This is a genomic window from Candidatus Paceibacterota bacterium (assembly GCA_026195275.1).
GTDB lineage: Bacteria > Patescibacteriota > Minisyncoccia > Phycocordibacterales > JABMNX01 > JABMNX01.
Map to the genome: position 1 here is coordinate 48,627 of JAPHQU010000002.1, position 24,877 is coordinate 73,503.

The following is a 24,877-nucleotide window of genomic DNA, read 5'->3' on the forward strand; positions in this document are numbered from 1 at the left end:
TAATATAAAATGATTACGGACACCGTGACATATACCCTAATTTGTTGAGAGCTGTGTGTTTTTGTGTACAAATGGGCTGTTTGGAGGGTAGAAATACTGATACAATGATTAGAATCGGAACCATATGTTTCAAAGACTCGTACACTTCATTAAGTATCATAACGCGCTCCCTATAGCGATATCTATTGTTGTTGCGGGATCCGGTGCTGCATTTGCCGCTACGAATGATGCGGTGCGCGATCAGGTTGTCTCAAAGGAGGTGGTCATGCAATCGGTTGATAATAGCTACGTTCTCTCAGTTGATCTTGCGGCGTTTAACCCAGGACTCCAGGTGACGGCTGTTGAAGAAGACGAAGAGTTTTATTATGTCACCTATGCATACCGTACGATTGCGATTGATGATTATGCATGGAAGGACAGATATATTGAAGAGACACTTGCGGTCTCCAAAGAGGTGCTTGGCGAGCGCGACCTCGGTAGCTACGTAGCTGAAGAACTCGGACAGACTGTTGAGGCGAGGATGGCATATCTTAAAGATGTGCAGTCTATTGAGAAGAGAAACGGGGTGACCAAGAAGGTTGCGACTGTGACGTACTCAGGGCTTGTCGGCAAATTCCTTGAGCCAAAACAAGAATTCTTTGAGGGATATACCCCAGTCAAAGAGGAACCAAAACCGTACGTTGCATCGGTTGAAGAGTCGAAAGCAAGTGCGGCGATTGCGGCCGCAAACGCGGTTTCAAACCAGATTGCGGCGGCTATCCCAAGCAAAGAGGAGGTCGAGCGTATTATCGAACGAAAAGTTGCCGAGCTTCTTAAAGAAGGCAAACTCACAGCGTCAGCTGCCGGGGCTGACACCACAAATGAGACAGGCGCAACAAGTCCGACAGACACTTCTGGCGGTGTCTCAGGAGATACGGAAGCACCAGTTATCACTGTTCTTGGTAACAACCCCGCGGAGATTGAAGTTGGCGCAAGTTACGTGGATCTTGGCGCGACTGTAGAGGACAACGTTGACAATAACCTCGGTATTCATTACGCAGTTGATGGTGCTGAGGTTGGTGCTATAGCGATCGACACTTCAACGGACCGCACGTATACCATAACCTACAGCGCGACAGACCAAGCGGGTAACACCGGTACCGCGGAGCGTGTGGTGATCGTTGGTACCGGAGAGTACACGGAGCCAGAAAGTGAAGAACCTGTTGAGGAAGAAACACCCGTTGAGGAGCCTGCTCAACCTGAAGACATCACCGCGCCAATCATTACTCTCATCGGAGATTCGGAGATTACACTCACAGAAGGCGACACATACACTGAAGCGGGCGCGACAGCAACAGATGAGATCGATGGCGACATTACAGACAGTATTGTGATTGAAGGTACTGTTGACACAGCGACTCCCGGAGAATACACACTCAGCTATAATGTCTCCGATGCTGCAGGTAATGGGGCGGTGGAGGTTGTGAGGGTGGTGATCATTGAGGCTGCACCCGAGCAAACCCCAGAAGACAATGAGACCGCGACGAGTACCCCAAGTGAATAGTATGGGCGCACTTGGTGGTCGTCTGCAACTTTTTAATACCCCTAATATAGAATGAGAAAGAAACGAGTAGCAATCAACGGGTTTGGACGTATCGGACGGGCGTTCTTTAAGCTTGCTGAGGCGGACGAATCGTTTGAGGTGGCAGCCATCAACGATCTTGGTGATCTTGAGAACCTCGCGTACCTTCTTAAATATGATTCCGCGTATGGGATCAGTGATTTGAATATTGACACCAAGGACGGCGCGCTTGTGGTGGATGGTCGCAAGATTACTTTCATGAGCGAACGTGATCCACTCAACCTCCCGTGGGGCAAGATGGAGATCGACCTGGTCCTTGAGTCAACCGGGGTGTTTACGAGCTATGAGAAGTCGCGTGTACACCTAGAGACCGGCGCAAAACGTGTAGTCATCTCAGCTCCGGTAAAAGACGAGCCGCCAGCGGGTGTTGCTGGTGCCACTGTGCTTATTGGTGTCAACGAAGAGAAGCTCAGGGTGTGTGACATAAGCTCAAACGCATCGTGCACCACGAACGCATCGAGCCCGGTGATACAGATTCTTGATGAGGTTGTGGGCATTGAGAAAGCACTCCTTAATACGGTTCACGGGTACACTGCCTCACAGAGCCTTGTTGACGGACCAAACAAGAAAGATTTCCGCAAAGGTCGCGCAGCAGCAGAGAATATTATTCCCTCAACCACTGGCGCGGCGATCGCGGTCACAAAAGCCATACCGTCGCTTGAAGGGAAGTTTGACGGTATCGCGATGCGTGTACCGATTATTACCGGCTCTCTTGTCGACATCACTTTTGTCGCAAAACGGGAGGTGACGACTGAGGAGATTAACGGTGCACTCGCGCGTGCGGCGGGAGATGACCAGTGGAAACGCGTATTTTCCGTTACGAAAGAGCCGATTGTCTCAAGTGATATTGTCGGGAGCCCGTTTGCATCAATTGCCGACCTTTCTTTCACGCGAGTGGTTGGCGGCAACCTCGTGAAGGTGCTCGCGTGGTATGACAACGAGGCGGGGTATACGCACGCACTCCTTGAGCATGTTAAGCGTTCACTTAGACATATATCATAAGGACGTACGATTATGAAAATATACATCGCGACAGATCATGCCGGTTTTGAGCTTAAAGGGAGACTCATGCCGCTTTTGCGTGAACTCGGACACGAGGTTGTTGACTGTGGTGCCGAGACATATGACGAAAGCGATGACTACCCGGACTTTATCGCAAAAGCGGCAGAAGCGGTCTCTGAGAACCCCGAGTGTCGAGGGGTTATCCTTGGCGGGTCAGGGCAAGGTGAAGCGATCGTCGCAAACCGTTATCCTCGTGTGCGCACGGCTGTGTACTATGGCGGTCCAATCGACATTGTATCGCTTGCGCGCGAACACAATGACGCAAACATACTCTCGCTTGGCGCACGCTTTCTTTCTGATGAAGAAGCACAAGAGGCTGTGCGAGTATTTCTTGCGACACCTTTTAGTGATGACGAGCGGCATGTACGCCGCATCGCAAAGATAGACAAGTCATGAGTGAACGCGCGATTGAGGTCATCCCGGCAATCATGCCAGAGAGCGTTGCTGACCTTACGGAGAAGGTGCGCAAGATAGTGGGTTTAGTGAGAACCGTCCAGATCGATATCATGGACGGTGTTTTCGTTCCTGAGAAGACGTGGCCGTATATTGACGATGAAACACGTCCCGAAGAACTTCCATATTGGGATGAGGTAGCATACGAGGTTGATCTTATGGTCAAAGAGCCGGAGGAGATCATTGACACGTGGCTTGGATTTGAGGTTGCGCGAATTATTATTCATATTGAGAGCACAGAGAAGTTGCAGAGTATTATGCGGCATATAGAAGCGTATGACGAGCGTACGCTCGTCACCTCACCGACTGAGATAGGGATCTCGCTTAATGTAGAAACACCGAATGACGCTATTGCACCGTATGAGTATGATGTCGATTTCGTCCAGTGTATGGGTATCGCGAGGATCGGATACCAGGGAGAGCCTTTTGATGAGCGTGTGATTGAGAAGATCCGTGATTTGCGACGTAAGTACCCGCACCTTATAATAAGTGTTGACGGGGGTGTCTCACTTGAGAGCGCACCGAAACTTATTGAAGCGGGGGCAGAGCGGCTCGTTTCCGGCTCATCGGTGTTTGAGAGCCCCGACATACAAGCGACCATAGAAAAGCTTAAGCAGAAATAATCAGAGACCATGACAAGCATTCGAGACACACGAGTACAAGAACTTGAAATTCGGGCGAATCAGATTCGGCAGACAACCATTGAGATGTTGGTAGCGGCCGGCTCAGGGCACACCGCAGGCCCCTTGGGCATGGCGGATATCTTTACTGCATTTTATTTTCATATTCTTAACCACAAACCGAGCGATCCTCTGTGGGAAGAGCGTGATCGACTCGTCCTCTCAAATGGACACATCACTCCGGTACGCTACGCGGCGATGGCGCACGCGGGGTATTTCTCGATTGATGAAGTGATGACACTACGCAAGTTCGGTTCATCTATGCAGGGACACCCAGAGCGCACACGCCTTCCGGAGCTTGAAACTACTTCGGGGCCACTCGGCTCAGGGCTTGGCGAGGCGGCGGGTATCGCGTATGGCGCGCGTATGGACGGTAGAAAATTCCGCGTGTATTGCCTTATGTCAGACGGCGAGCACCAGGCGGGAAATCTGTGGGAGTCAATCATGTTTGCGGGGAAAAACAAACTCGCAAACCTCACTGGTGTGATTGACCGTAATAATATTCAGATCAATGGGGCAACCGAGGATGTGATGCCACTTGAGCCGCTTCGTGAAAAATATGAGGCATTCGGTTGGCACGTTATAGAGGTCGATGGACACAATATTGAAGCGTTTGTGGATGTGATTGAAGAGGCAAAAGCAATCCAAGAGAAACCGACTGTTATTATTGCGAACACGATTGCCGGCAAGGGAGTCTCTTCAATCGAGGGTGATTACATGTGGCATGGCAAGCCGCCGACCCCTGAAGAGGGAGAACAATTTTTAGCAGAGCTTCGTAAGTGTGGTGATGAACTCGCAGGTAACGCAGCATAAAGGGATATGATCAATAAAAACGCACATCTGGTAGAAAATATTTTCGATCTTGAGTCGCTTGAGCAGGGTTCAACGCGCGATGGATACGGCAAAGGAGTTGTTGAAGCTGGTGAGCAAGATGAGCGCGTCATGGTGCTGTGTGCTGACCTTGCTGAATCAACACGTTCGCACTGGTTTCAGGAAAAGTTCCCGGAGCGCTATGTTGAGATGGGAGTCGCTGAGCAGAACCTCGCAACGATTGCCTCGGGTCTTGCAAACTATGGAAAGATACCGTTCATTGCGAGTTACGCCGCATTCTCTCCCGGCCGTAACAACGAGCAGATCCGTACCACAATCTCGCTGAGTGAGCTTCCGGTAAAGGTGTGTGGTATGCACGCAGGTGTCTCGGTAGGGCCGGACGGCGCAACACACCAGATGCTCGAGGACATAGCGCTTATGCGCGCACAACCAAACATGACTGTTGTATATCCGTGTGACGTTGAGGAGGCGCGTAAGGCAACACTTGCCGCAGCACAAACAAACACGCCAATCTACCTGCGCTTTGCACGCTCAAACACGCCAATATTTACCACCAAAGATACGCCGTTTGAGATTGGTAAGAGCTACGAACTCTGGCGCTCTGATAAACCACAGGTTGCTATTGTTGCGACCGGTGCACTTACTCACAAAGCACTTCTTGCCGCACATGAGTTGGATGCTGAAGGTGTGCAAACAGTAGTGCTTAACCTGCACACGATCAAGCCGCTGGATAAAGATGCACTTCTTGCAATCGCGAAAGAGTGTGGTGCTCTGGTGACCGTGGAGGAGCATCAGGTTGCGTGTGGTATGGGAAGCGCTGTGGCAGAATTTCTTGCACAGAATCACCCGACCCCGATCGAGTTCATTGGAGTTCATGACCAATTTGGACAATCAGGAGAACCTGACGAGCTTGTTGAGTATTACGGTATGGGGGTTGAATCGATCAAAGAAGCAGCGAAGAGGGTATTTGATAGAAAAAGTTAAGGTGGTTTTATGAAAAGTGAAGAGAAAGGGAAGGAGCTGCTTGCGCATGCGGGCATTGAGGTGGGTGGCAATAAGCCGTGGGACATTCAGGTTAAAGACCCTCGGTTCTTTCGTCGTGTGCTCGCTGAGGGGCCGCTCGCGCTTGGCGAGAGCTACATGGACGGTTGGTGGGATGCTGAGTCACTTGATATGTTCTTTGATAAGGTGCTCTCCGCTGAACTTGAGAAAAAGATCATTACACCATCCCTAATGCTACACATATTGCGCGCCAAGTTTGTGAACTTACAGAGTCCGAAACGCGCCTTTAAGGTGGGGGAGGAGCATTACGACGTTGGGAATGATTTATATCGACGCATGCTTGATTCACGCATGGTCTATACGTGTGGATACTGGAGAGATGCGAACACCCTTGATGAAGCGCAGGAAGCAAAGCTTGACCTTGTGTGTCGTAAATTAGGCCTTATGAAAGGGCAGCGTATTTTGGATATTGGTTGTGGATGGGGAAGTTTTGCGAAGTTTGCCGCCGAGCGTTACGGTGTCGAGGTGGTCGGGATCACTATCTCTAAAGAACAGAAGAACCTTGCTGAGGAGAGTGTGAAGGGTCTCCCGGTCGAGATCCGGCTTCAGGATTACCGAGAGATGAATGAGCAATTTGACCACATTGTTTCGATCGGTATGTTTGAACACGTAGGGCGTAAGAATTATCGCGAGTACATGGAGGTTGCACACCGAAACCTTAAAGATGGTGGCATGTTCTTGCTCCACACTATCGGCGGGAACAGGTCGGCGCACACAACCGATCCATGGATCGAGAAGTATATCTTTCCTGGTGGCATGTTGCCGTCCATTACGCAGATCGGGGAGTCGATTGAGGGACTTTTTGTTATGGAAGATTGGCATAATTTTGGTACAGATTATGACACAACTCTCATGCATTGGTTCAAAAATTTTGACGCGCATTGGAGTGATATTAAAGACCACTATGGCGAACGTTTTTATCGTATGTGGAAATATTACCTTATGATGTCAGCCGGATCGTTTCGTTCGCGCAAGAACCAGCTTTGGCAGATCACGCTCTCCAAAGGAGGAGTTCGTGGTGGGTATCAGTCGGTACGCTAACGAGGAGGAAGAATTAAACAGGAAACATTAAACGCCAACCTCTGGTTGGCGTTTAATACGGCTCTACAGAGCCGTATTAGAGCTTAGTGACCACATAATCAACCGGTGCATTGGCGAGGTGGCGCTCAATCTCATCTCGTGAGAGGAGCCCCGCCTGCGCGCCGATCTGCTGGACGACTGACATGGAGTTGATTGGACCGCGCGCGAGCGCCTCAGGGAGCGACATCCCCGCAGCAAGCATCGCAGTGACCGTTGAAGAGAATGAGTCACCAGCGCCGGTGCGGTCAACCGGCGGGGCCGGGTCAGGGTACATTGGCATCTTCCAGCTCTCCGTGCCATCAGAAGCAAACGCTCCTTTAGGACCGTCAGTGACAACGGCGATCTTTGGGCCAAGTGTGCGAATACCTTCGAGGAGCTCCTCTATATCTTCAGAATCCGTCTGAAGTATCTTTTGTGCTTCTTGTTTGTTGCAGAAGAAGAGCGCAGATACTTCGTAGATGTCCTTGAGTGTATCGGCACCGAGCTTAATCTGGAAAGTGCCTGGCTGGAAGGCGAGATTCACTTCGGGGTGGTCTTTCACATACTTTGCGATCTCATGATGGTAGGGGATAGAGTTTTCACCGAGCGAGGAGAGGTAGATCCATCGTGGTGGAGTCTTGAACTCAGGGAGTTTGTATTGATACTCATGGTGCTTTACCAGGATCGTACGTTCTGCATCGTACAGAAGAACATAGTGGTAGTTTGATTCCACACCTTTCTCGACGGTTATAAATTCATCGCTCACCCCTTCTTTTTTGAGTTGTGCGAGCATCTCCTCGCCATTTCTGTCATCTCCGAGAGAGGTGATGAGAGCAGAGCGGAGACCGAGTCTATGCGCGCTGACGGCTGCATTTGGGGAGTTTCCAACGGCGGGCACTATTGTTGCTGATTCGTACGGGATCTTTGAACCAAAGTCCATACAGAGCTGACACGCATCTTCATCTATTGTGCAATTCACGCGCGCGTCCTCTAGGCGTATAAAGGCGTCGGTGGTGATGTCTCCAAGACCGACGAAGTCGAGTTGCTCAGTATTTTCCATATGCACACATAGTATCATACGCGACTTCCCCTGTGTGGTACCATGGTGTGTATGAAAACACTACGAGAGTGCATAGCAGACGCTGAGACGAAGAAGGTCGCTCTCGGGCATTTCAACGTTTCTGACACCGAACAACTCCACGCAATCGTCAGGGCAGCGCGTGAGCTCGATGTGCCGGTCATTATTGGGACATCTGAGGGCGAGCGTGATTTTGTTGGGGTGCGCCAGGCGGCAGTACTTGTTAAGAGTATGCGGGAAGAATTTGACCACCCTATTTTTCTCAATGCTGACCACACCTACTCATTTGAACGATGTAAGGAAGCGATCGACGCGGGGTATGACGCGGTCATATTTGACGGGGTGAAGCTCTCTCTTGAGGAGAATATTGCTGAGACCAGGAGGGTGGTCGAATACGCGCGAAGCGTGAACCCTGAGATAATAGTCGAGGGTGAGATCGGTTATATCGGCACTTCGTCAAAGATGCTCGACGAGCTCCCCGAGGGAGTTGATCCGGAGGGCGCGGTGACAACAGAAGAAGAGATCGGGCGATACGTTGCAGAGACAGGGGTTGATCTTGTGGCACCGGCTGTTGGCAATCTTCACGGTATGCTCAAGAGCGGGAAAAATCCGGAACTCAACATCGAGCAGATCACAAAGCTGCACGAAGCGGGTGGTGTACCGTTGGTGCTTCATGGTGGCTCAGGTATCTCGGACGAAGACTTTGTCGCGGCAATCGAAGCGGGTATCTCGACCGTACACATCAACACTGAGATCCGCGTTGCATATCGAAAGGGAATCGAGGCGGGCCTTAAAGAAAATCCTGGTGAGATCGCGCCATATCGCTTTATGAAGCAGGGTGTTGAAGGTGTTCGAGAGGTGGTTGAGCAACGCCTCAAACTCTTTAACCGAATGTAGGTTCCTTCCGCAACAATGCAGTGTTTCCAATAACACAGCATCACCACTTCACTTTCCACCCGCACTTTCCACCCTCATTCCCTCATTCATACGATATATCGTATGACCCCACCTTCACTCCACCCCCACTCCCTCATTCATACGATATATCGTATGACCCCATCTTCACTCCACCCCCACTTCTTCATTCATACGATATATCGTATGAGAATTGTTATACACATTACGCATTGATTGCCCACTGAAGATTTCATACGATATATCGTATACTTTGTGTATGCCGCATGTGTCAAAGAAAGACATCGACGAGCGCATCACACAAAAGCTCGATCAACATTTTACACACCTGCTTCGCAATAGCGGGTCACGTACTCGTGTCGATATATTCAACGAACTCTTAACGGAGACCGAACGCACCATGCTTGCAAAGCGTCTCGGGATGCTCTTGTTGATACGAAAAGGGTATTCCTCATACAAAATATCGCAGGTGCTTGGCGTGAGCCCTTCAACAGCAGAGCGATTCTCACTTTTAGAAGAAATTGGCAAGTATAAGCACACATCCAATTGGATGTGGAAGCAGAGTAGAGAAGGGTCTCTTGAAGCGCTTTTTGAATCTCTCGTCAATCTCACGTTTACTGGACGCACACGCTCGTTCAAGAAGTCTGTTGATGAATACTGACTTCAGTTTATTCACAGAAGAGACCAGTGCTCTACAACATAGAAGCATAAAGCATCACAGAGCTCGTTTTTCATTCATACGATATATCGTATGAATGGTATGTGATTCACAAGTGTGCTGTGGGGTTGGTTATTGTATGAATGGTATGTGATTTACAAGTGTGCCGTATGGTTGGTAAGATAAATAATAATAACAATGACAATGAAGGTATTTGTAACAAGAAGGATTCCTGAAGCGGGTATTACACTTCTCAGAGAGGCAGGGTATGAGGTTTTGGTAAGCGAGAAAGACGGTGTCTTGACCCGTAATGAGCTCATTGCAGCGCTCAAGGCAGACGAGTATGACGCAGTGCTTTCGCTCCTCACCGACACGATCGACGCTGAGGTCTTTGATGCAGCACCCGGGGTGAAGATCTTTGCGAACTACGCGGTTGGCTACAACAACATCGACCTCGACGAGGCAAAAAAACGCGACATTACGGTCACCAACACCCCCGGCGTACTCTCTGACACAGTTGCCGAGCACACAATCGCACTCATGCTCTCGATCACCTCGCGTATTGCTGAGGGAGACCGGTTCGTGCGTGCCGGCAAGTATGACAGCTGGGCACCAATGCTGCTCCTCGGGACAGACCTTAAAGGCAAAACGCTTGGTGTTATGGGTGCGGGGCGTATTGGCACGCGCGTTGCACACTTTGCGTCACGCGGACTTGATATGAATGTTATCTACTACGATATCAAACGAAATGAAAATATTGAGAAGGAGTATGGTGCGGTATTCAAAGAAACGCCTGAGGAGCTTCTCAAAGAAGCGGACGTGGTCACGGTGCATGTGCCCCTTCTTGAGTCGACCGAGCACCTTATAAACAAGGAGCGTCTCGATATGATGAAGCGAAGTGCGTACCTGGTAAACTCCTCACGCGGACCGGTTATTGATGAGAGTGCGCTCGTTGAGGCACTTAAAGGCGGAGTTATCAAAGGAGCGGCACTTGATGTGTTTGAGAATGAGCCCACGCTTGCGCCTGGCTTGGCAGAGCTTGAGAATGTGGTCCTCACACCACATATTGCCTCGGCTACCGAGGAGACCCGCGGTGCAATGTCTGAGATGGCTGCGCGGAGCATTATTGACTTTCTTTCAGGGAAGACCCCGGAGCATATTGTTGTGTAAGTGCCTTCAGCGCTTGATTTTCTATACAGAATCCGTATACTAGAGCCTCATGACAGAGACACTACAAGTCCGAGTGCGAGAGGGGAAGAAAAGCCTCAAAGAACTCCGTGGCGGCAAGGAAATGCCCGCGGTCTTTTATGGTCCCAAGGAGGAGGCAACACCGATTGCACTTGAGGTGGATGCGTTCAAGAAACTTTGGAAAGAAGCAGGAGAATCAACCGTCATTGAACTGAAAGGTGATGGAATTGATAAAGAGGTGCTCATTCAGGACGTTGATTTTCATCCGGTAACTGGTGAGCCACGCCACGCAGATTTTTATGTAATGGAGAAGGGTAAGAAAGTGACAGTGAAGGTGCCGATCGAGTTCGTTGGTGTTGCACCAGCAGTGAAGGAGCTCGGTGGTATTTTGGTGAAGGTGCTTCATGAGATCGAGATTGAGGTTATGCCAAAAGACCTTCCGCAGCATATCGAGGTTGATGTTGAGGTACTCAAAGACTTTGAGAGTCATATTCTTGCAAAGGACGTTGCTATACCCGAGAGCGCAACGCTTATAACCAACGAAGAGGAGGCTGTTGCTCTGGTGAACGAGGCGAAGGAGGAGAAAGAAGAGGAAACTTCCGAGGCATCTATTGAAGATATTGAGGTGGAGCGGAAAGGAAAGAAAGAAGAGGAAGAAACACCTACTGAATAATCATATATCTCCACGCATCCCCGACGCGCACCTTACTCCACTGTGCGCGTTTTGCTATACTAAAGTCAATGAGAGTCACATCACTGCGGTTTGCATTCATACTCCTTGTGGCATTGATGAGCACATTGGTGTTTGTCGGTGTTACCACCGTGCTCCCACTTTTTGCGCAGACTGCTGATGAACAGGTTGCCGCGCGGCGCGCACAACTCGAAGCGGAGCTTGCCGGTATTGAAAAAGAGATCGCCGACCAACAAGTACTCCTTGATGATAAGAGGCAAGAGCGTACTTCTCTTGAGCGTGATGTCGCAATTCTTGATGCACAGATACAAAAGGCTCGACTCTCAATACGGGCGCGCGATCTTGAGATTAAGCGGATCACACAGGATATCTATGGGAAAGAAGAGACTATCGGAGGTCTCAATAAAAAGCTTGAGCGCCAGAAAGAGTCGCTCGCGCAGCTCTTAAGAAAGACAAACGAGATTGATGACTATTCTCTTGCTGAAGTGGTGCTGGGGAACGGGAACGTCTCGGATTTCTTTGAGGACATCGACAACTTTGAGTCAATCAAGGCGGGGCTCAGTGTCTCATTTGACGAGATTGCGCTGACAAAAGAAGATACCCAGGCGCAGAAGGAAATACTTATTGATCGGCGCGCTTCTGAAGAAGAGCTTCGCAAGATTCAGGTATTTGAGAAGCAGAAGATAGAGATGCGCGAAGCCGAACGTCAGAGAATCCTCGATATCACCAAGGGTGAAGAGGCGGCATACCAACAACTGATCACCAGTAAACGCCGGACTGCGGGTGAGATTCGAGCTGAACTCTTTACACTTCGAGGTAGCGCGCCAATCCCGTTTGCTGAGGCGTACCAATATGCACTCGAGGCTTCAAACATCACCGGTGTGCGACCGGCACTGATACTCGGCATCTTGGCGCAAGAGACGAATCTTGGCGAGAATGTAGGGCAGTGTCTCTTGACCAACGACCCCAACAAAGGAGACGGCAAAGGGGTTAACACCGGTCGGTACTTTAAGCACGTTATGCATCCAAGTCGCGACGTAGATCCTTTCTTTGCAATCACCGGTGAGTTGGGTATCAATCCTTACGGGCAGGTGGTCTCGTGTCCACCATCGTATGGGTACGGTGGTGCTATGGGGCCGGCACAGTTTATTCCATCGACGTGGAATCTCTATAAGAAACGCATTGCACGCGCAAGTGGTGAAAACCCAGCCAACCCATGGAATCCACGGACTGCGTTCATAGCCTCAGCGCTTTTGATGAGCGACAATGGCGCGGACAAAGGGACGTACGCCGCTGAGCGCCTTGCTGCACTTCGCTACTTCGCCGGCTGGACAAATGCCAAGAACCCGCGATATGGCTTTTACGGAGATGGGGTGATGGAGCTTGCGCAGAAGTATCAAGGACTGATCGATGTGCTCGAGAGTTCGTAGTAGAAAAATAACACCCCGCGCAATGCGCGGGGTGTTGCCTTAGGAGTACTCCAGGAATTCGCGGGGCACTTCGATGGTCTCGTTTCTGTTTGTGTCAGGGTTGAATATGCTGACACGAACTTGCCAGCTATTTGTGAACCCAGTCACAACCCCTGTCTTGCCTTTGGCGAACGAGAAGTTGTCGTCACAGAAATCCTCGGTGAGGGCGACTTTGTTACCCGCAACAAATGCCGGTGCGGTAGCTTCGATAGGTCCCATAGGCATATCTCCCTGGCTAAAATCCAAGATCTTGACACCTTGTCAAGATATTAGATGATTGAATCTCGTCCCACTATGCACGAGAATTAGCCTCGTTGCAACTCCTTAGTACATCTGGTATAGTGCCCTCTATGAAAAAGGATATCCATCCGGAACAGTATCGAAAAGTCATCTTCGCTGACAGCTCAAGCGGGGAGCGGTTTCTTATTGGTTCAACCGTAGCCACTGATGCAACTGATACGTGGACTGATGGAAAGGAATATCCACTCTGCACGGTAGAGATCTCAAGTGCCTCACACCCATTCTACACTGGAAAAGAAAAGGTTATGGATACTGCGGGGCGAGTCGAGAAGTTTAAAGCACGAGCTGCTGCGGCTCAGGGTTCGAAGAAATAACTCAGTCAAATGAATGTGCGTCTCGTCTAACGACAGACGCATTTTTGTATTAGAATGAATACCATGCTCGACGAAGCAAAACTCACTGAATATCGCACAAACCACAAGACTGCATTTTTGGTTGATCAATACGATCGACTTGAGCGGGAGCTTTTGAGTGTGCGTGACATGGCACAAGATCCGTCGTACGCGCCACTCGCGGAAGAGGAGGTTGCGTCTATCCAGAAACAGCAACAAGATCTCATCCTTGAGATGGAAAAGATCACAAAAGCTGAGGAAGAGGAAGAGCAATTCCCGAATGAGGTGATTCTTGAAGTTCGTGCAGGTGCCGGCGGGGAGGAGGCCGCTCTCTTTGCGGAGGAGTTGGTGATGATGTATGAGCGTTTTGCGGAGAAGGAGGGCTGGCAATATCGCGCGCTCGATGAATCGAAGAGCTCGCTCGGTGGCTACAAAGAGGCGTCTGTTGAGATCAAAGGGAAAGACGTGTACCGTGTTCTCCGATTTGAGACCGGTGTGCACCGTGTGCAACGTATCCCGGCTACCGAGAAGCAGGGGCGCATTCATACCTCAACAGCCTCGGTTATGATCCTGCCGGTGCGCAAGAAGAAACATGTTGAGATCAATCCGGCGGATATTGAGATGGAGTTCTCGCGCTCCGGTGGTGCCGGCGGGCAGAATGTGAACAAGGTCGAAACAGCAGTGCGGCTCATTCACAAACCGACCGGTATTGACGTCCGCTGTACTTCAGAGCGTTCACAGGCACAGAACCGCGAGAAAGCACTCGGAATACTTCAAGCAAAGCTTGAACAAAAAATGGAAGAAGAGGCAGCGGGGGAAGCTGCAAAAGAGAGAAGAGAGCAGGTGAAAACAGCTGACCGTTCAGAGAAGGTGCGCACATACAACTTCCCGCAGGACCGTATCACCGACCATCGCCTCAAGAAGTCGTGGTCAAACATCGGCGCCATCCTTAATGGCGATCTTTCAGGGATTGTTGCGGCTTTTCAGGATGAGTCGGCAGAAGAGGTGGAGTAAGAGTAGTTTTTGTTTATTCAAGGACCGAGTTAAGAATATATTTGCGAAATCAACCCGTTTTTGCTAGACTCTTGTGGTACAAAACGTGACCATATATATGGATACTGTAACAACAAAAGAAAATAACACTATCGAGCAAATGTTTGAAGCAGGTGCTCATTTCGCATACAGCAAGACGCGGCGCCACCCCACGGCGAGCCCATACATCTTTGGTGCAAAAGACATGGTTGAGATATTTGACCTTGAGAAGACTAAAGGGCTTCTCGATGATGCGCGTACCTTTGTGGCTTCACTCGCGCGCGAAGGGAAGCAGGTCCTCTTTGTTGCGGGTAAGAATGAGGCCCGTGGAGTTGTCTCAGCTACTGCACTTTCTCTTGATATGCCGTATGTCACTAGCCGTTGGATCGGCGGAACGCTCACGAACTTCAGTGAGATCAAGAAGCGCATTGAACGCCTCGAGACACTCGCTTCAGAGAAGGAGAGCGGGGAGCTTGCAAAGAAATACACGAAGCGTGAGCAACTCCTCCTCACTCGTGAGATCGAGTCGCTTTCCGAGACCTTTGGTGGTCTGACCCCAATGAAGACACTCCCCGCAGCACTCTTTGTTGTCGACACAGAACGCGAATCTATTGCAGTCGAGGAGGCAAAGAAGGCAGGTATTCCGATCATCGCCCTCATGAATTCAGACTGTGATGTTGCTGACGCGACATATCCGATTCTCGCAAATGACGGCTCAGTGAAGAGCATTACTTTCTTTGTGGAGAGTATTGCGGCGGCGTACCGCGAGAACAAGGGGGTCATCAAAAAGACTGAGGAATAATATTATTCATATTCAAAGAAATAAAAAACAATGAGTACTATCACTACTGAACAGATCAAGGAACTTCGTGACCTTACCGGTGTTTCGGTTATGCAGTGCAAGAAGGCGCTTGAGGAAGCAGGTGGTGATATGGAAAAGGCGAAGGTTCTTTTACGTAAGAAAAGTGGTGATATCGCAGCCAAGAAATCTGGACGAGAACTCGGGTCCGGCGTAGTTGAGTCGTATATTCACAACACAAAACAGGTTGGCACGCTTATCGTGCTCTCGTGCGAGACAGACTTCGTGGCGAAGAACGAGGAGTTTGTTCAGCTTGCACGCGATATCGCTATGCAGATTGCGGCAAGCGCTCCAGAGTTTAAGGTTCGTGACGAGGTGACCCCCGCGGCAACCGCTGCCGCCGAGGAGGTGTTTCGTAAAGAGGTTGCTGACAAACCGGCCGAAATGCAAGAGAAGATCCTCTCAGGCAAGATTGACGCATATCTTAAAGAGAAGATATTGCTTGAGCAGGACTTTATCAAGGATCCGAGTGTTACGATTAAGGGGCTTATTGAGTCTGCGACCCAGAAGTTTGGTGAGCGTATTGAGGTCTCCGACTTTACCCGGTACAGTATATAGTACATATGGCGATAAGTATCAGCATCTTCTTTGCCTCATTCGCAGGCATCGTTCTCCTTGTGGCATTTCGGCTCTGGGAGTTGCAACGCGGTGCGCGAGTCGCTCAGCGAGTACGTGCCCATGTTGATGAATGGGTGGATGCGACCGGAAGATCTGTTCGAGCTCGTATTCCAACACTTGATCATTCCTCCATCGCGCGGGTGTTCCATGTTCTTATGCACTATAGCGCACTCATCTTACTCGCGCTTCTTAAGATGCTCGAGAAAAAGATATTCAGAGTGCTTGAGTATGTTCGGGGGAGACGGAAAGTCTCGCGTGGCGTGACGAACTCTGACTTTCTTAAGAGTGTATCGGCGCATAAGCAGAGCCTTGGAAAAGAAAGAGGGAATAGTGTAGAATAGCCAGGTTAGTTTGAAGGTTCATCAAGTAAGACTTGCCACCTTAGCCCAGTTGGGGAGTTCAAACAGAGCCAAAACTCTGTTTGAAAGTTTTGTACAAAACCGTTGCTCCTCCTTGGTCTGATGTGATATACATTGTCTGTGTAAAGGCAATATCAAGATTTGCCACCTTAGCTCAGTTGGTAGAGCAACGGTTTTGTAAACCGTAGGTCGTCAGTTCGAATCTGACAGGTGGCTCCGATTTTATGAAAGACACAAGTCTATATCTCCCCGAGGACCTTCATGTGGGGCGTGCGAGCGAGCTTCACGGAAGGGACCGACTACTCTATCGCGCACTTGAGATCTTGCCCGGGACACTCTCGTGGTTGACCCTTATCGGGGTGGTCTTCCTCTCATTTTTTGCTCCAGTTGCCGCGGCATATCTTATCATCGCATTCTCGCTCTTTTGGCTTCTAAAGACGATCTACCTTTCGCTCCATGTTCGGCATAACTGGCGTCGACTGAAGCGCAATATGAATATGGACTGGGAGAAGATGCTTGAGCACTTCTCGTATGGGCATTTGCGGCACCTGATCTTGCTTCCGTATTATCAAGAAGATTATGCAACAGTCTCAGCGACTGTTGCCAAACTCGCTGAGACCAGTGGTGATAAGAAGAAGATATATGTGGTGCTTGCTCCTGAGGAGCGGGCGGGGAAGAGTGCGCAAGAGATAGCTGAGCGTGTCGTGTCTGAGTATGGGTCGGTATTTGGATATATTGGCGTTAGTGTGCACCCGAAAGATGTGCCTGGAGAGATGGCGGGAAAGGGGTCAAATATCGCACATGCCGCACAGTGGGCGCGGACACACGTGCTCGACCCGCAAGGTATCTCCTACAAGGATGTCATTGTCTCCGCGTTTGATATTGATACAGTTGTCTACCCACAGTACTTTCTTTGTCTCAACTGGTATTTCCTTACCACTGAGCGTCCTGATTACGCGTCTTTCCAGCCGGTGCCGCTTTATAACAACAACATCTGGGAGGCACCGTCATTCTCGCGTGTGGCGGCAACCTCAGGTACCTTTTGGCAGATGATCCAACAGGAACGACCAGAGAAGCTCGCGACATTCTCCTCGCACGCGGTAAGCTTCGCGGCACTTCACCGAGTGGGTTACTGGCAGAAGAATATGGTAAGCGAGGACTCGCGCATTTTCTGGAATATGTTTTTTGCGCACAACGGTGATTATCGGGTAGTACCAATCTCGTATCCGGTTTCTATGGACGCAAATCTCGCAGTGAGCACGTGGCAGACGTTTAAGAATATCTATAAGCAAAATCGACGGTGGACATACGGCGTCGAGAATGTGCCGTATATTATCTATCATGCGATACGGAACAAGCGGTTTTCTCTCTTCGATCGACTCCGCATGGTATGGGTTCAGATCGAGGGGTTCTGGTCGCTTGCCACACATCCGCTCATACTATTCTCGCTCGGCTGGTTGCCACTGCTTGTTGGTGGGCGTGAATTTAGTACCACAATCCTCTCGTACAACCTTCCAATCGTCGCGCGCACCTTCCTCACGCTTGCTATGGGCGGCTTGATCGTCTCCGCGATCATCTCGACCTCACTTCTACCGGAGCGTCCACAACATTGCTCTCGATCGAAATATATTGGTATGACCTTGCAGTGGATCTTGGTGCCGGTAACGATGATCGTCTTTAGTGCGATACCGGGACTTGATGCGCAGACACGTCTTATGTTCGGTCGGTACATGGGCTTTTGGGTTACGCCAAAGCGCGCCACTCGTTCGACTTAAGGGAGATTCCAGGTATAGTAGTGGGTATGCAGCCACTTCCGAGAAAAACACGACGTATTTACTTGGCACTCCTGGTGCTTGTTTTTGTTGTGTTGGTTCCGGCAACCGTCCTCTATTCTACCGGGTATCGTCTCGGTGAGGGATTCTCTTTGGTAAAGACCGGGGGTATTTATATCGGGGTCGGTGAGTCGGGCGCGGAACTTCTCCTTGATGGAAGAGTACGGAAGAAAGTCGGGATTCTTAAGAACGGCTTCTTTGTGCAAGACCTTACCCCACGCGTGTATTACGTGCGAGTGGAGAAGGAAGGATATCGACCATGGGAGAAGATCCTCGAAGTAAATCCACAGCGCGTCTCTGAAGCAGCAGCGTTTATCCTCCCTGAGCACATTCCGTATGTCGAAGTGCTTCCGTCAGATTCAAAGTACGAAGACCTGCTTGATCTCTTTGCAACATCAACCGCAACAACACTCCAAACAGACGAGTACCCGGATGAGCTTGCCACCTCAACACACGGAGTGGTGCGTGAGGTGAAGCGCAAAGGAGATGTTGTCCTTTGGCAAGAAGAAGATGGGGTCTACGCACGCTGGGTCAATAGTGTGGGGCGCGCACCATCGTATTTCTGTGAGGAGCGGGTGTGCAACAAAGTCATACACGTAAAAGATCAGACTGTTGATTTCTTTGATTTTCATCCGCAGTCAAATGAGCTCCTCATCACTGTTTCAGATGGAGTGGCATATATGACCGAGATCGATCCACGAATTCCACGCAACACCCAGACACTTTTTGATGCGACTGGTATGATGGTCCGTACCAAGGGAGCGAGTATTTATTTCAAAGAACCAACAGGCACCGGATTTAAGATATTCGAGTACGAGTTGTAAGAAGGGTAAAGAAACAATGTTAATACCAAGGTCTTGAACCCGGTGATATATCATTAGATTCGAAGGTTCCACTCTTCGGCTTTCCGGGTCTGGAGACGTAATGCTCCAAAGGCACTTTTTTGGTATACTCAGGCGTATGACTGCTGAACATACAGCACACATACACCCCATCACGCGCATGATCCGCGAAATAAACGCGATTTTTGGCGAGATGGGTTTTACCTTTGCAGAAGGTCCTGAGATCGAGACCGAGCACTACAACTTTGACGCACTCAATGTGCCGGCTAATCACCCCGCGCGTGATATGTGGGATACTTTCTGGCTTAAACCACTTAACGCAAAGAAACTCCTCCGCACCCACACCTCACCCGTCCAGGTGCGCTATATGGAAGCGCACAAGGACGATCTCCCGATCCGGATTATTGCGCCGGGCAAGGTCTATCGACATGAGGCGACTGACATGACACATGAAGCGCAGTTTTACCAAGTCGAGGGGCTTATGATTGGGAAAGATGTGACCTTAGCGCACCTCAAGGGGGTACTCACCACCTTTTTTGAGAAGTTCTTCGGCGCGGATGTCGAGGTCAGGCTTCGTCCGAGCTATTTCCCGTTTGTGGAGCCGGGGGTTGAGATTGATATGCGCTTGGTGGGGGAGAATGTACCCGAGCGGCTCGCGGGGAAGTGGATTGAGATTATGGGCGCCGGCATGGTCCATCCGAAGGTGCTTGAGAGCTCAGGTATTGACCCGCGAGAATGGCAGGGTTTTGCGTTCGGTACCGGTGTTGAGCGGCTCGGCATGCTTAAGTACGGCATTGATGACACGCGCCTCTTTCACACAGGCGACCTCAGGTTCGTCAATCAGTTCTAAATTGGAGAGTAGAAAATGGGAGGTAGAAGATAGATACAATATGTCAAAAAGTTATGAAAATTTGGATATATGGAAAAATGGAACAGACTTTGCAACTCTGGTCTATAAAGTTACGTTGGATTTTCCAAAATCTGAACAGTTTGGTATCACATCTCAATTGCGCCGCGCGGTAGTTTCCGCCCCTTTGAACATTGCCGAGGGATCAAGTCGTACTTCTAAGAAAGATTATGCTCGATTCATAGAGATAGCCATAGGTTCTCTGAATGAGGTGGTAAGTTTACTCGTTATATCCAAGAATCTTGACTATCTAACAGTACAAAAGTATGAAGAAATGAAGGAAGCAGCCTTGGGTATCGGTCGGTCGCTTGGCGCTTTCAAGAAATATCTATTAAAATAGCTAACTACATTCTACTTTCTACCTTCTATGCTCATATCTTACAACTGGCTCCAGACATATTTTGATACAAAGCTCCCAACTCCCGACGAGCTTGCTGAGAAGCTCACTTTCCATTCGTTTGAGATTGAGGGGGTCGAGAAGACAGAGAACGACACAGTGATCGATGTAGATGTCTTGCCAAACCGTGCACACGATTGTCTCTCGCATCGTGGCATCGCGAAAGAACTCTCGGTTCTCTTTGAGATACCGCTTAATCGTGATGTGCTTCGTGAAGACGAGCCGGAGTTCTCTGAGTCGAAGCTTCTCTCGGTTGATATCGAGGACTCTCTTTTGTGCCGCAGGTATAGCGCTGCGGTTATTCGCGGGGTAAAAGTCGCACCATCACCCGAGTGGCTCAAAGCGCGTCTCGAGGCGCTTGGACAGCGCTCGATAAACAACATTGTGGACGCGACCAACTACGTCATGTTTGGGCTTGGACAGCCACTTCACGCATTTGACATGAAGAAGCTTGAGGAGCGGGACGGTGCGTATCGTATTAACGTGCGTTCAGCACATGACGGGGAGAGTATCACGACACTCACTGGTGAAGGGTATGAACTCACACCTCAGACGCTCCTCATTACCGACGGTAATAGTGACGCACCGATCGGGATTGCGGGCATTAAAGGTGGGAAGATAGCCGAGGTTGATCAAGAAACGACCGACATTGTGCTTGAGTCTGCGAATTTCAACCCGGCACACACGCGCAAAAGCTCGCAGATACTCAAGCTTCGCACTGATGCGTCGACTCGTTTTGAGAATGAACTTGCGCCGGAGTATGCGCCATACGGCCTTCGTGAAGTGGTTGCGCTCATCCTCGATATCGCCGGCGGCGAAGCTGAGGGGTATGTTGATATATTTCCACGACAGCAGAGTATTCCATACATAACAGGAGTATCACTTGAGGAGATCAACAGTCTTTTAGGCACTTCTGTGAAGGAACAGGATGTCGAGCAAATACTCGATCGTTTTGGATTCGTGTTTGAGAGGGTGTCGCCGATTGACCGGGTCCTTGAAGAAGCTCGGAAACACGAGGGTGTGTCGTATAAGTATGGAGCAAGTATTCGGTTTGACGCACCCAAGGCATTCGATTGCTCGTCGTTTGTCTCATATGTGTTCTCTCGCGCCGGGGTGGGGGTGCCGCGTATCGCTATTGATCAGTACGTATGTGGCGAGGAGGTGGCTGAAGACGACCTAAAGCCGGGGGACGTAGTTTTCTCTATTGGGAAGGATACAGAAGCACGAGAGTCGTTCAAGCGAGTTGCAGACGGTGCTGAGGTAACCGTACAAGCTGTTAAGTATCAGACCATTGAATACATGCCGGGTACTGCGGTTGTAAGTGGGGTGAGTCACTGTGGTATCTACCTCGGCGATGGGAAGGTGATCCATGCGGCGGGGAAGAGTAGCGACAATCAAGTGGTGGTCAATGATATTGCTCATGATGTGAATTTTGCAAATATTGTGGGGTATCGCCGCATGGTGGATACCGCTCCGCGTTTCGTTGTTGCGGTGCCATTTGAGCGGCTTGATCTTAGAATCAAAGAAGATCTTATTGAGGAAATCGGCCGTGTGTATGGGTATGAGAATGTCTCTGAGATACCTGTGGAGAAAGAGAAACAGAAGGTCTCAGTAAATAAGAATTTTTATTATGCAGAGAAGATACGCGACCTCCTCACCACAAAAGGGTTTGCTGAGGTATATACATATTCAATGGGTGAGTCTGGCGACATTGAGATTGAGAACCCGATTGCCGAAGATAAAAAGTTCCTCCGCACATCGCTTGTTGGCGGGCTTTCCGGTTCTCTTGGACTCAACACCAAGAACGCACCGCTTTTTGGTGGGGGAGATGTGCGCATCTTTGAAATCGGCAAAGTTTTTTCGGACGACATCGAGTACACTTCGCTTGGTATTGCATCCTCAAACAGCAAGAATGTTCTTGAGGTGCTGACAGACCTCTCAGGCGAACTTGAGCAAAAGATCGAGGCGTCTGAAAGTAATAAAGAGTTGTTTGTGTGCAACCTCGATATGCTAGTTGCAAATCTTCCTGAGCCGAAGGAGTACGATGTCTCAGTCGAGCAAAAGCAGGTTGTGTACAGACCATTCTCGAGCTATCCGTTTGCACTTCGCGACATTGCGGTGTGGGTGCCGGAGAAGGTGACAGCCGATGATCTTCTTGAGGAGATTGTGTCTGTTGCAGGAGACCTGCTCGTACAAAGCTCACTCTTTGATGAGTTTTCGAAAGACGGAAGAGTCTCGTATGCTTACCGGCTCGTCCTTCAATCACCCGAGAGAACCCTCTCTGATGAAGATATTGATGCGGTCATGAATCGTGTGACCGTGCAACTAAGCAACAAAGAAGGATTCGAAGTTCGGTAAGATAATCTCATGCGGTATGAGATAGTGAACAGGGCTTTATAGAGCCGCTCTGAGGTGCTTTCAATCCCTCCCTCAAGGCTGTCGGGACAGGTAAAATTACTTTATTTTTGGGGGTTATTTTGCTATAATTAAGGGTACTAATGGAGCTCTATTTGGGGCGACCATATTTATTTATGGCTGAGAGAAAAGCAAAAGAGACCACCGAAAAAAAGACCGCAACCCCCAAAGGTGCCAAGACTGCGGGGAAATATGGTGCAGAGGAGATCACGGTCCTTGAGGGGCTTGAGGCGGTGCGCCGTCGCCCGGGAATGTATATCGGCACGACCGGCCCGGAAGGGCTCCATCATCTCGTATGGGAGGTGTTTGATAACTCACGCGATGAAGCGATGGGCGGCTTTGCAGACCGTATTGAAGTAGCGCTTTTGCCCGAGGGCAGGGTGCGTGTTGCTGACAATGGTCGCGGTATCCCGGTCGACATTCACTCGAAGACAAAAGTCTCGGCGCTTGAGACGATCATGACAACACTTCACGCCGGCGGTAAGTTTGGCGGTGAAGGTTATAAGGTCTCCGGCGGACTCCACGGTGTGGGTGTCTCCGTGGTGAACGCACTCTCAAGGTATGTGAAGGCGGTTGTGCACCGCGATGGCGGTATGTACATGCAGGAGTACACCAAGGGTGGCAAAGCAAAGGCGAAAGTAAAGAAAGTAAGAGCGTCAAAACTCACCGGAACCGTGATCACCTTTGAGGCTGACCCGGAAATCTTTACTGAGATTGCCTACGATTGGAATAAGATCGTCTCACATCTTCGCCAACAGGCGTACCTGGTCAAAGGTCTTTCTATTGCCATCCTCGACTTGCGTGAGTACACAGGAGGGGTCGAGGATGAAGCCGGTCTTTATCTCCGCGACCTCGGTCTTGAGTGTCCGTCGATGTCATTTTACTTTGAAGGTGGACTCCTTTCGTTGGTGAAATTCCAGAACCGCCACCAGAAGTCGGTTCATAAGAATATCTTTTATGTTGAAAAAGAGGCGGATGATGTTGGGGTCGAGATCTCGCTCCAGTACGTTGACGATATCTCAGCACGCATCTCAGCATTTGCAAACAATATCTATAATCCAGAACACGGGACACACATCACCGGCTTCAAGACGGCACTCACGCGCACACTCAACAACTACAGCAAGAAGGCTGGCGGCAAGGAGGGCGAAGCATTCACCGGAGACGATGTGCTTGAAGGTATCACGGTAGTGGTATCGGTTAAGATGCCGGAGATCCAGTTTGAAGGGCAGACCAAAGGCAAGCTTGGGTCTGTTGAAGCACGCGGAGCTGTCGAGAGTGTCTTTAGCGAAGCGTTCAGCACTTTCCTCGAAGAACATCCTGAGGACGCTAAGATGATCATCGGTAAGGCGACGCTCGCGCTTAAGGCTCGCAAGGCAGCAAAAGCAGCCAAGGACAGTGTACTTCGCAAGGGAGCGCTCGAAGGGCTCACGCTCCCCGGAAAGCTCGCTGATTGTTCTACAAGGAATGCTGATGAGTCCGAGCTCTTCATTGTGGAGGGAGACTCTGCAGGAGGCTCCTCAAAACAGGGACGCGACCGGCGCACACAGGCGATCCTCCCACTTCGTGGCAAGATTCTCAATGTTGAGCGCGCACGTCTCGACCGCATGCTTGCCTCGAACGAGATTAAATCACTCGTGGTTGCGCTTGGTACTGCGATTGGAGATACATTTGATATTGAAAAGCTTCGCTACCACAAGATCATCATCGCAACCGATGCTGATGTGGACGGAGCGCACATTCGCACACTCCTTCTCACACTCTTCTATCGCTACTTCAAGCCGATCATTGAGGGTGGGTACCTCTACATCGCGCAACCACCGCTGTATAAGATTAAGAAAGGGCGCGAGGTGTCCTACGCGTACACAGAAGATGATAAGATAAAAATCCTTGGGAAAGATGCCGAGGTGATTGAAGAGACACCGGAGGGAGCAACTGATGTGGAGGAAGACGCAGAGGAAGCGGAAACAGGCGAGGCGAAAGCAAAGAGTTCAAAGAAGGTTCATATCCAGCGTTACAAAGGTCTTGGTGAGATGAACCCTGAGGAACTCTGGGAGACGACTATGGACCCTGAGCACCGTGTACTCAAGCAGGTTACCATTGAGGATGTGCAAGAAGCCGATCGCATCTTTGACACACTTATGGGTACTGATGTGGCGTCACGCAAGACATTCATCCAATCGAACGCGAAGTACGCACAGTTGGATATTTAATTAT

Annotated in this window: 25 protein-coding genes and 1 tRNA gene; 24 read left to right on the plus strand and 2 right to left on the minus strand. The window is 50.0% G+C overall.

Annotated features, from left to right (window positions below):
• Window positions 1–124 precede the first annotated feature (124 nt).
• Genes OQJ98_01145 through cfa form a run of 7 tightly spaced genes read left to right on the plus strand, consistent with a single transcriptional unit; the run spans window position 125 to window position 6,750 of the window.
• Window positions 125–1,543: a DUF5011 domain-containing protein gene (locus tag OQJ98_01145; protein ID MCW9054571.1), complete on the plus strand. Its 1,419-nt coding sequence runs from the start codon at window positions 125–127 to the stop codon at window positions 1,541–1,543.
• Window positions 1,544–1,594: 51 nt separating this feature from the next.
• Window positions 1,595–2,623 carry a type I glyceraldehyde-3-phosphate dehydrogenase gene (gene gap / locus OQJ98_01150; GenBank protein MCW9054572.1) on the plus strand — a complete coding sequence of 343 codons (1,029 nt, stop codon included), beginning with the start codon at window positions 1,595–1,597 and terminating at the stop codon, window positions 2,621–2,623.
• Window positions 2,624–2,635: 12 nt separating this feature from the next.
• Window positions 2,636–3,079, plus strand: coding sequence for an RpiB/LacA/LacB family sugar-phosphate isomerase (locus tag OQJ98_01155; protein MCW9054573.1), 444 nt, complete (start codon window positions 2,636–2,638; stop codon window positions 3,077–3,079).
• Complete coding sequence (locus tag OQJ98_01160; GenBank protein MCW9054574.1) at window positions 3,076–3,759, plus strand: hypothetical protein; 684 nt, start codon at window positions 3,076–3,078, stop codon at window positions 3,757–3,759. Before OQJ98_01155 ends, OQJ98_01160 begins: the two co-directional genes overlap by 4 nt.
• Window positions 3,760–3,768: 9 nt before the next feature.
• A complete protein-coding gene (locus OQJ98_01165) occupies window positions 3,769–4,629 on the plus strand; it encodes a transketolase (protein ID MCW9054575.1) in 861 nt (286 codons plus the stop codon).
• 6 nt (window positions 4,630–4,635) lie between these two features.
• On the plus strand, window positions 4,636–5,631 hold the full coding sequence (locus OQJ98_01170; protein ID MCW9054576.1) for a transketolase family protein: 996 nt from the start codon (window positions 4,636–4,638) through the stop codon (window positions 5,629–5,631).
• A gap of 9 nt (window positions 5,632–5,640) precedes the next feature.
• Entirely contained in the window at window positions 5,641–6,750 is a 1,110-nt protein-coding gene (cfa, locus tag OQJ98_01175; GenBank protein MCW9054577.1) for a cyclopropane fatty acyl phospholipid synthase, read from the plus strand.
• Window positions 6,751–6,826: 76 nt separating this feature from the next.
• On the opposite strand, the gene OQJ98_01180 is transcribed toward cfa, so the two are convergent.
• Window positions 6,827–7,828 carry a carbohydrate kinase family protein gene (locus OQJ98_01180; protein ID MCW9054578.1) on the minus strand — a complete coding sequence of 334 codons (1,002 nt, stop codon included), beginning with the start codon at window positions 7,826–7,828 and terminating at the stop codon, window positions 6,827–6,829.
• 51 nt (window positions 7,829–7,879) lie between these two features.
• On the opposite strand from OQJ98_01180, the gene OQJ98_01185 reads away from it, so the two are divergent.
• The 5 genes from OQJ98_01185 to OQJ98_01205 all read left to right on the plus strand — a co-directional run bounded on the left by OQJ98_01185 (window position 7,880) and on the right by OQJ98_01205 (window position 12,728).
• A complete protein-coding gene (locus OQJ98_01185; protein ID MCW9054579.1) occupies window positions 7,880–8,743 on the plus strand; it encodes a class II fructose-bisphosphate aldolase in 864 nt (287 codons plus the stop codon).
• A gap of 277 nt (window positions 8,744–9,020) precedes the next feature.
• Window positions 9,021–9,422 (plus strand): helix-turn-helix domain-containing protein, encoded by a 402-nt coding sequence (locus OQJ98_01190; GenBank protein ID MCW9054580.1) that lies wholly within the window; start codon window positions 9,021–9,023, stop codon window positions 9,420–9,422.
• Between the two features lie 201 nt (window positions 9,423–9,623).
• Window positions 9,624–10,589 (plus strand): D-glycerate dehydrogenase, encoded by a 966-nt coding sequence (locus OQJ98_01195; GenBank protein MCW9054581.1) that lies wholly within the window; start codon window positions 9,624–9,626, stop codon window positions 10,587–10,589.
• A gap of 49 nt (window positions 10,590–10,638) precedes the next feature.
• Entirely contained in the window at window positions 10,639–11,280 is a 642-nt protein-coding gene (locus tag OQJ98_01200) for a 50S ribosomal protein L25 (protein ID MCW9054582.1), read from the plus strand.
• Between the two features lie 68 nt (window positions 11,281–11,348).
• Window positions 11,349–12,728 (plus strand): hypothetical protein, encoded by a 1,380-nt coding sequence (locus OQJ98_01205; protein ID MCW9054583.1) that lies wholly within the window; start codon window positions 11,349–11,351, stop codon window positions 12,726–12,728.
• Between the two features lie 39 nt (window positions 12,729–12,767).
• On the opposite strand, the gene OQJ98_01210 is transcribed toward OQJ98_01205, so the two are convergent.
• Window positions 12,768–12,986 (minus strand): hypothetical protein, encoded by a 219-nt coding sequence (locus OQJ98_01210; GenBank protein MCW9054584.1) that lies wholly within the window; start codon window positions 12,984–12,986, stop codon window positions 12,768–12,770.
• A gap of 131 nt (window positions 12,987–13,117) precedes the next feature.
• Here OQJ98_01210 and OQJ98_01215 point away from each other — a divergent pair, with 131 nt between their 5' ends.
• The 12 genes from OQJ98_01215 to OQJ98_01270 all read left to right on the plus strand — a co-directional run bounded on the left by OQJ98_01215 (window position 13,118) and on the right by OQJ98_01270 (window position 24,873).
• Entirely contained in the window at window positions 13,118–13,381 is a 264-nt protein-coding gene (locus OQJ98_01215; protein MCW9054585.1) for a type B 50S ribosomal protein L31, read from the plus strand.
• A gap of 63 nt (window positions 13,382–13,444) precedes the next feature.
• Window positions 13,445–14,413, plus strand: coding sequence for a PCRF domain-containing protein (locus OQJ98_01220; protein ID MCW9054586.1), 969 nt, complete (start codon window positions 13,445–13,447; stop codon window positions 14,411–14,413).
• 97 nt (window positions 14,414–14,510) lie between these two features.
• Window positions 14,511–15,233, plus strand: coding sequence for a 30S ribosomal protein S2 (gene rpsB / locus OQJ98_01225; protein MCW9054587.1), 723 nt, complete (start codon window positions 14,511–14,513; stop codon window positions 15,231–15,233).
• Between the two features lie 30 nt (window positions 15,234–15,263).
• The gene (tsf, locus tag OQJ98_01230) at window positions 15,264–15,848 is read left to right on the plus strand and encodes an elongation factor Ts (protein MCW9054588.1); all 585 of its coding nucleotides are present in this window, start codon (window positions 15,264–15,266) and stop codon (window positions 15,846–15,848) included.
• 5 nt (window positions 15,849–15,853) lie between these two features.
• The gene (locus OQJ98_01235) at window positions 15,854–16,249 is read left to right on the plus strand and encodes a hypothetical protein (protein MCW9054589.1); all 396 of its coding nucleotides are present in this window, start codon (window positions 15,854–15,856) and stop codon (window positions 16,247–16,249) included.
• 161 nt (window positions 16,250–16,410) lie between these two features.
• Window positions 16,411–16,483 (plus strand) — tRNA-Thr (locus tag OQJ98_01240).
• Window positions 16,484–16,491: 8 nt separating this feature from the next.
• Window positions 16,492–18,042, plus strand: coding sequence for a glycosyltransferase family 2 protein (locus OQJ98_01245; GenBank protein MCW9054590.1), 1,551 nt, complete (start codon window positions 16,492–16,494; stop codon window positions 18,040–18,042).
• A 26-nt stretch (window positions 18,043–18,068) separates the two neighbouring features.
• Window positions 18,069–18,923, plus strand: coding sequence for a hypothetical protein (locus OQJ98_01250; protein MCW9054591.1), 855 nt, complete (start codon window positions 18,069–18,071; stop codon window positions 18,921–18,923).
• 136 nt (window positions 18,924–19,059) lie between these two features.
• Window positions 19,060–19,791: a phenylalanine--tRNA ligase subunit alpha gene (gene pheS, locus OQJ98_01255; protein MCW9054592.1), complete on the plus strand. Its 732-nt coding sequence runs from the start codon at window positions 19,060–19,062 to the stop codon at window positions 19,789–19,791.
• 40 nt (window positions 19,792–19,831) lie between these two features.
• Window positions 19,832–20,188, plus strand: coding sequence for a four helix bundle protein (locus OQJ98_01260; GenBank protein ID MCW9054593.1), 357 nt, complete (start codon window positions 19,832–19,834; stop codon window positions 20,186–20,188).
• Between the two features lie 27 nt (window positions 20,189–20,215).
• Entirely contained in the window at window positions 20,216–22,603 is a 2,388-nt protein-coding gene (locus OQJ98_01265; protein ID MCW9054594.1) for a phenylalanine--tRNA ligase beta subunit-related protein, read from the plus strand.
• Window positions 22,604–22,776: 173 nt separating this feature from the next.
• Complete coding sequence (locus tag OQJ98_01270; GenBank protein MCW9054595.1) at window positions 22,777–24,873, plus strand: type IIA DNA topoisomerase subunit B; 2,097 nt, start codon at window positions 22,777–22,779, stop codon at window positions 24,871–24,873.
• The last annotated feature ends 4 nt before the right edge of the window (window positions 24,874–24,877 follow it).